We start from the raw sequence: 7,184 nt of genomic DNA on the forward strand, positions 1-7,184 counted from the left end.
ACGCATCGATCCCGCCTTCATCGAGCCGGGCCTTCCACGTGTACACGGTCTGGCGTGCCACGCCAACCGCCGCTGCGGCCTGCGCGGGGGTCTTGCCCGCCAGCAGCATTCGCCCAGCCTGCACCCGTTTGCGCGTGGCCTCGTCCATCTTCTTGCCCATGCAACCTACCTCCAATCAATCCACTGATTGGATAACGTTCGAGGACGTTATTGGTTGTCATGGATTTGGTAAATCTCAATAAGCCGACCCGCGAAGCGGGTTCGGCTTGAATGAATTGTTATGCCGCACTTGCCGCGCCATTTCAGTGCTGTCCTTAGGACTGCGGGTCGAACCCGAAGACGCGCAGTTCTTGGTCGCAGCGACAGGCCTTGGCGATGCGCGCCGCCCACGCGATGGCCTCATCGCGCGAAGGCAGTTCCAACACGGTGAAGCCGCCGTCGAGCGTGGGCGCCCAAGGATAGCCGCCCATTGCAACCGCGCCGTCAGCAGAGACGAGTATGGGCGGTACGTCTTCGTCGATTCCGCCGCCGAAGACGTAAACACCGGCGGCTTTCGCCTCATCAATCACAGCGTGTGCGTCGCGGCCCACCGCTCCCCATTCTCCATCGGGCACAACCATCGCCGCGCTTGGAAAAGAGATCAGGTACTTGGCCATGGTGCTCCTTCTGGGAATTGATGGCGGTCGTGAAGCCTGTGTGCGGCCTAACGTGTTGTAGGGAGACAGCCGTGTCCATTTATCACGGCTTGGTGGCTCCCCAATTCGGCACCCCCAGCCTGCTCGCAGGGAGCGTCTAGTCTGGGTTTGCGTTGCATATATGTATATTTATAAGGCGTATCCGGTTAGCTCCAGTCACCGGTCAGGGGCTGGATGCGCATCCATGCTTCAGCGCTCAACGTAAGCTTGATGCGGATGACCCGTATGGGCCCAAAGGCGACATTCGAAAYTCATGTTTCGAGGCAGCAAAGCTGCCGTTTCGCCYACCGAATGGCGGCAGCGGRAAAGGCCACGCCGAGCTGTCGATTTGGTGGAGAAGAAGTGTTTGAAAGTTCGATCATGCCCGCCCGSAGGGCAACGCCCGGGGCCCTCGAAGAGGACGAGCTCGTCRACGGCCGCCTCGAACTACTTCTTGATTTTCSTAGTTCGCGAACCCGCAGTTCGTCGCTGCTGGCGTGTACATCACAGCGCAGCCAGCTGAGGCCGAAGAGGCTKTGGGCCGCAGTTCCGTCAGGCCGAGGTGGCGGCACGTGCACCAGCGATCCCATTGGGAACGCGGTAGTCGCCCGGCCACGCTAGCGTGTCGGTCTGCTCGACAAGCGGGTCGAGTGCCGATGCATCACGCCTTACGTTGCCACCAGCAGCAGCTGCCAGCTTCTGGCTGCCCGTCAGCGGCGACCCTTCACTTGCCCGCCGACCGGTCCCAGGCCTTCATCAAGGTGTTCGACGGCAGGGTTTCATCGAGCAGCTTGCGCGCGGTCTCGATACCGGCTACCGGGAGTCCCTTGGGGTCGAGCTTGCCGATCTGCACCAGCACGCTGGCCTGGTCCCAGTAGATGTGCTCGTGGTAGAGCTTGTCGCCGCGGAACTTGACGATGGCCACCAGGGGAATCTCAACCCGTTTTCCGGTGGGCACGATGCCCGGCAGCATCCAGTCGATCTCGCAGGTGTGTGTGAAGCAGAACAACAATTCATCGACGATTTGCGTGGCCCCGATCGTGCGAGAGATCGGAATCAGCGTCGTGTCGGGCGGGTTGCTGTTCACGAAGTGGTTTTGGTAGAAGCGCGCAAGCATCTTCGAGCCCACCCCGCCCGTCATGGTGGGAATGTGATTCACGTACGGCTGCGCCACCATCGTCGCCATGGTGTCGGCCACATTGCGCGTGGCGAACTCGTATTCGCAGTGCTTGTCCCACAGGGCCGAGAAGTCGTAGTGCGGGCCCATCTCGCGGCGCAGCGCGGTCACGCTGCGCTGGTGCGCCATCAGTGCCGAAGGCTTGTGGTAGTGGTCGCCACCAATGCGCGCAAACGCGTGATCGACGCCGGGATACACGTACAGCTCGGTGTGCTCGCGCCCGGACAGCGCCGCAAGGATGGCCGTGCGCGCCTCGGGCGGGCAGAACTTGTCCTGCTCGGGGATGTGCAGTACCAGTCGACCACGGATGTTCTTGGCCTCGTCGAGTGCATTCTCGATACCCACGCCGTAGTAGCCCACGGCCACGTCGGCATCGGTGCGGCAGGCGGCCAGGTAGGCCAGCTTGCCGCCCAGACAGAAGCCCAGCACGCCCACCTTGCCCAGCAGCTCAGGGCGCTGGCGCAGTGCGCTCAGGCTGACCTGGATGTCCTCGACCCCCTTGGCCTCGTTGAAGCTCTGGTAGAGGCTGAAGGCGCGCTGCCAGTCGGCCTCGGTGTAGCCCAGTTCGACGTTCGGCTCCTGGCGCCAGAACAGGTCGGGCACCAGCACGATGTAGCCCTCTTCGGCGTAGTAGTCCGCCACCTGCTGCATGGTTGCGTTGACGCCGAAGATCTCCTGGGCCAACACCAGCCCCGGCCCGTTGCCGGACGCCGGGGTGGCAAGGTAGCCGCGGAAACTGCCGCTGCCGTCAGCGGCGTTGAGGGTGATCCATTGTCCGGCCATGAATATTCTCCTTGAGAGCAGATTGGATTGCGGGATTGCAAATAGGTTATTGGGCGATTTCAGGGTGTCGCGTGGCCACCCGGTAGTACCCCGAGTGAAAGACCAGTGGCTCACCATCGAAGCGTTCGTATTTCTCGACTTCGCCGATGAAGATCAGGTGGTCGCCGCCGTCGTACTGCTTGACGTTGCGGCACAGGAAGCGCGCGATGACGCCATTCAGGAGCGGCACACCGGCAGTGCTTTCGCAGCAGTCCACGCCGCTGAACTTGTCGGGCTGCGAGGTGGAGAACTGGCGCGACAGATGATGCTGATTGGCGGCAAGCACGTTGATGGAGAAGTGGCTTGCGCCAGTGAAATCGGCAAGACTGGGAGCCTCCTTGGCGAGACTCCACAGCACCAGCGGCGGCTCCAGGGAGACCGATGAGAAGGAGTTGGCGGTCATGCCCACCCGCCGCCCATCGATGGCGCGGCTGGTGATCACGGTGACACCGGTGGCGAATTGGCCGAGCGCCTTGCGGAAATCGCGCCGATCGAAGCGATCCACGGCTGCTTCTCTGGCCTTGGTTTCAAGGAAGCGGTCTGCCTCCACGGCATCGAACCACCAGGGGTAGAAGGTGCGCGGATCGTCAAAGCCGTTGACGATGGTGCTCGCGACCGAAGCCATGTTGGCCGCGCTCTGCAGGATTTTCAGCATTTGCGGGCGGGGCGCGGCAAGCAGGCTGTTGGTCCAGTCCGTGACCCACTGGGCGTAGCCCCTCCAGTAACGGTCGAACGTCTGCTGCATCCACTCAGAGTCAAACGGCTTGCCTTCGTGTTCCAGGATGCCCTTGAGATAGATGTCGGCGCATTTTGCGGCGTTGTTCGAGCCTTGGCCGGTGATGGGGTCGTTGAGCACGACGACATCGGCCATGCCGAGGATGCAGCGACCGGAGAGCAGTTTCGCCACGGGCTTGCGCACGGTCGGGGTGAAACGGCCGGCGAGGATGCCGTTGTCGTCGGTCAGTTCGATGTCGCGGCAGCGCTCGGCCTCCCAGGGCAGGAAGGTGTCGAGAATCCATTTGCTCCGCGCAAGGTGCTCTTCCGGCGTCGTCACGTCATGCCAGCAATCCATGGGACCGCCGGGGATGCCCTCGAACACCATGATTTCGCAAGGGCCGGTCGTGGTCAGCGCGGGGAAGACGAAATACTCTCCCACGCCCGGAATGAGGTTGAAGCACACCCGGGAGAATGGCTGCATGGGCTTCATGCCCTTGACATAGGTGAGGGCGAGCGCCCGTTGTGGTTTGTCGAAGGGCGACTTCGGCGCGTCACGCTCGAAGAGCCCGCTAATCTCTCCTTTGCCACTGGCGACAATGACAAGATCGTGATCCTGGGTAAAAGCCTCGAGGTCGTTGATGCCCGCTTCCCGGATCACCAGTTCGCCCCCCCGCTTCCCGAACTCGGTCATCCAGGCGGAGACCTTGATCCGCTGATCGACCGATTTGGCGTGGCCGTCGAGTTTTGCCGCCCAATCAATAGCCTTGCTGTTCCCGGCACCCGCCACGGCCAGACTGATGCCTTCCACCGGGGGGCAGTCATGCTCCCACCAGTTGAGGCCGAGATCGCGTTCGGCCTGCAGCGCGGTTTCGAACATGCACTGGCTGGACATGACCGGCCCCTCGTGGATCTCCTTCGCCGTCCGGTTGGACACGACCGTAACCCCGTGACCCGCGTCGAGCAGGCCGAGCGCGAGTTGCATGCCGGATTGGCCGGCGCCGATGATGGCGAAGCGTTTCATGAGTCTCATTCTTTCGTTGGCCGCACAGCCTACGGATGATGTTTATGCGGCAGCCGCCCAGGTTTCGATGAAGCGGTCGGCCTCGACCGGGTCGGCAAACCACGGGAAAAACGTACGCGGATCGTCGAATCCGTTGACGATGGCGCTCGCCAGCGCCGGCATCGCTCCGGCGCTGCCCAGAAGCTTGAGCACGTGCGGCGGCGGCGGGGTGAGCAGCATGTTGGTCCATTGCGTGACCCACTGGGAATAGCCGAACCAGTAGCGGTCGAAGGTGTGCTGCATCCAGTGATGATTGATCGGCCGATCCCCGTGCTCGATGATGCTTCTCAGGTACACGTCGGCACATTTGGCGGCGTTGTTGGAGCCCTGACCGGTGATCGGGTCGTTCAGCACCACCACGTCGGCCATGCCGAACACCTTGCGGCCCGATGGGAGCGTCGCCACCGGTTTGCGTACCGTGGGCGCGAAGCGACCTGCCAAGATGCCGTTGTCGTCGGTCAACTCGATGTCGCGGCAGCGCTCCGCCTCCCACGGGATGAAGGTGTTGAGGATCCACTTGCTCTTGGCGAGATGCTGCTCAGGCGTTTTCACGTCCGCCCAGCAGTCCATGGGGCCTCCGGGGACACCCTCGAACACCATGATCTCGCACGGCCCCGTTGTTGTCAGCGCCGGGAACACGAAGTACTCGCCCACGGTCGGGATCAGGTTGAAACAAACGGCGGAGAAGGGTTCGCGCGGCCGCATGTTCTTCACATACGTGAGCGCGAGCGCACGCTGCGGCTTGTCGAACGTTGACTTGATCGCATCACGCTCGAACAGCTTAGCGATCTCTCCCTTGCCGCTGGAGACGATGGTGAGGTCGTGGCTCTGGGTGTAGGCCTCCAGGTCTTCGACGCCGGCGTCCTTGATGACCAGTTCGCCCCCGCTTTTCTCGAACTCTGCCATCCAGCCCGGGATCTTCACCCGCTGGTCCACTGACTGGGCGTAGGAGCGCAGACGCGCCGCCCAGTCGATCACCTTGGCGCCTTTCTGCTCGGGGTGAGGGACCGCCAGGCCGATCCCATCCACCGTCGGGCAATCGCGCTCCCATTGGTTGATGCCCAGGTCCCGCTCGATCTGCAGCGATGTGTGAAACATGCATTGGCTTGACATGACTTTGCCGGCGCGGATGTCGTCGCCGGTGCGGTTGGAGACGAGGGTGACCTCGAAGCCCGCGTTGAGCAGGCCGAGGGCGAGTTGCAGGCCGGACTGGCCGGCTCCAACGATCATGATCTTGCGCATACGTTTTCTCCAGAAAGAAGAGGGGTGAATAACAGGCAGACTCCGGCACCACGCCGCGCCGGAACGTGGGGGGCGGTCAGCCCATCAGCTTCGGGATGGCTGGCTCGTACGACTCCGGCCCCATCGCGGAGTAGCCACCGTCGACGGCGTAGTCGGCCCCGGTCACAAAGCTGGCCAGGTCGGAGCACAGGAACAGCACCACGTTGGCAACCTCTTCCGGGTTGCCGACACGGCGCAGCAGATGGAAGGGCGCGGCCACCCGATTGGTCTTGGCACGGTCGCCGTTCGTGAGCTGGTTCATGATGGCTGACCAGGTCCAGCCCGGCGACACGCTGTTGACGCGGATGCCCTCGGGCGCCAGGTCCATCGCCATGTTGCGGGTGAGTTGCACCATCGCCGCCTTGCTCACCGGGTAGAGCCAGCGCCCGGTCTGCGCCACACGCGAGGAAATGCTGGTGAAGTTCACCACCGCGCCGCCGCCGGCCTTGTTCATATGCGGGCGCACGGCCTTGAGCATCATCACGGCGCTGGCCACGTTGACGTTGAACGAGGTCATCCAGTCGGCGCGCGAAGAGTTGATGCCGTCGTCCACATAGGAGCAGGCCAGGTTCACCAGGTAGTCCACGCCGCCGTGGCGCGTCACCGCCTCGTCCACACAGGCCTGGACCTGGGCGTCGTCCGTGATGTCGGTCTGGCGAAAAGCCACCCCGCTCGAGAAGCCGTCCGCCAGGGCTTGTCCGCCTTCCGCGTTGATGTCGGCCACCATGACCTTGACGCCGGCATCATGAAACGCCCGCACGACGCCAGCGCCGAGGAGCGTGGCACCGCCGGTGATGATTGCGCTCTTTCCCGCCAATCCGTTGAACATATAGTCTCCTTCTATGCTGATGGGGGCGTTGTTCGAGCCCTTGTGTTCAGCTTAGTTCGGGCTGACCGGGCGAGTGATCCGCGAAACGAATCCACTATCCCCGGGACGCATGTTTTCTGACGGCGTCGCGGTCGCCATACCGGGCGACAGTTTTCGTCCGGCATTGAGGGGGTCCCCTGCGTGAAATCGTGGGCCATGAGAGGCCGGTTCTCAGGGCCATCCGCGATGGCGCCCAGGCCTGTTTTTTGCTAAGCTTTTTCTCACATGGATCATCACTTCGCACCGTCGCTGCCTCTGGCACGGTACCGCCTATTCGGGAGTCATGACCTCGACGAGGCGCGTGAAAGCGTCGCGCGAATCTTTTGCCCTCATCGGCTGGAGACGGTGCGTCCGCGTACCGAGCTGGATGCCTGCCACCACAGCGCCTTGCTGCACCGCGACGTGTGCCTCAACTATGTGCAGTACGGGCCCAGCGTGCGCATAGATCCCGGATTGTTGGGCGACTTCTTTCTGTTGCAGATTCCGCTGCGCGGCGGAGCGCATGTGCAATGCGGGGCGCAGCAGGTGGACGCCGACACACAGACAGCGTCGCTGCTGTCGCCCACCGAACCCGTGCGCATGCGC

The 7,184-nt window shown here is 63.0% G+C and carries 7 protein-coding genes and 1 pseudogene; 1 reads left to right on the plus strand and 7 read right to left on the minus strand.

The window, feature by feature from the left end; all coding sequences use genetic code 11:
- The 7 genes and pseudogenes from AC1DY5_RS35255 to AC1DY5_RS35285 form a co-directional block, all read right to left on the minus strand.
- Positions 1–160 (minus strand): helix-turn-helix domain-containing protein (locus AC1DY5_RS35255; protein WP_478119108.1); only part of this gene is annotated, 160 nt, incomplete at its 3' end.
- A gap of 154 nt (positions 161–314) precedes the next feature.
- The gene (locus tag AC1DY5_RS35260; RefSeq protein ID WP_478119099.1) at positions 315–656 is read right to left on the minus strand and encodes a YciI family protein; all 342 of its coding nucleotides are present in this window, start codon (positions 654–656) and stop codon (positions 315–317) included.
- Between the two features lie 742 nt (positions 657–1,398).
- A complete protein-coding gene (locus AC1DY5_RS35265) occupies positions 1,399–2,634 on the minus strand; it encodes a dienelactone hydrolase family protein (RefSeq protein ID WP_478119101.1) in 1,236 nt (411 codons plus the stop codon).
- A 46-nt stretch (positions 2,635–2,680) separates the two neighbouring features.
- A complete protein-coding gene (locus AC1DY5_RS35270) occupies positions 2,681–3,178 on the minus strand; it encodes a flavin reductase family protein (RefSeq protein WP_478119110.1) in 498 nt (165 codons plus the stop codon).
- Positions 3,176–4,411: pseudogene (locus tag AC1DY5_RS35275) on the minus strand (styrene monooxygenase/indole monooxygenase family protein); the annotation flags it as partial. The gene AC1DY5_RS35270 and the pseudogene AC1DY5_RS35275, both read right to left, overlap by 3 nt.
- Positions 4,412–4,453: 42 nt before the next feature.
- Positions 4,454–5,692 (minus strand): styrene monooxygenase/indole monooxygenase family protein, encoded by a 1,239-nt coding sequence (locus AC1DY5_RS35280; RefSeq protein WP_478119103.1) that lies wholly within the window; start codon positions 5,690–5,692, stop codon positions 4,454–4,456.
- Positions 5,693–5,768: 76 nt separating this feature from the next.
- Positions 5,769–6,560, minus strand: a complete 792-nt coding sequence (locus AC1DY5_RS35285) for an SDR family oxidoreductase (RefSeq protein ID WP_478119105.1) — start codon at positions 6,558–6,560, stop codon at positions 5,769–5,771.
- A gap of 264 nt (positions 6,561–6,824) precedes the next feature.
- On the opposite strand from AC1DY5_RS35285, the gene AC1DY5_RS35290 reads away from it, so the two are divergent.
- Positions 6,825–7,184 (plus strand): cupin domain-containing protein (locus tag AC1DY5_RS35290; protein ID WP_478119106.1); only part of this gene is annotated, 360 nt, incomplete at its 3' end.

It is taken from the genome of Variovorax sp. P4_D9 (assembly GCF_056401695.1).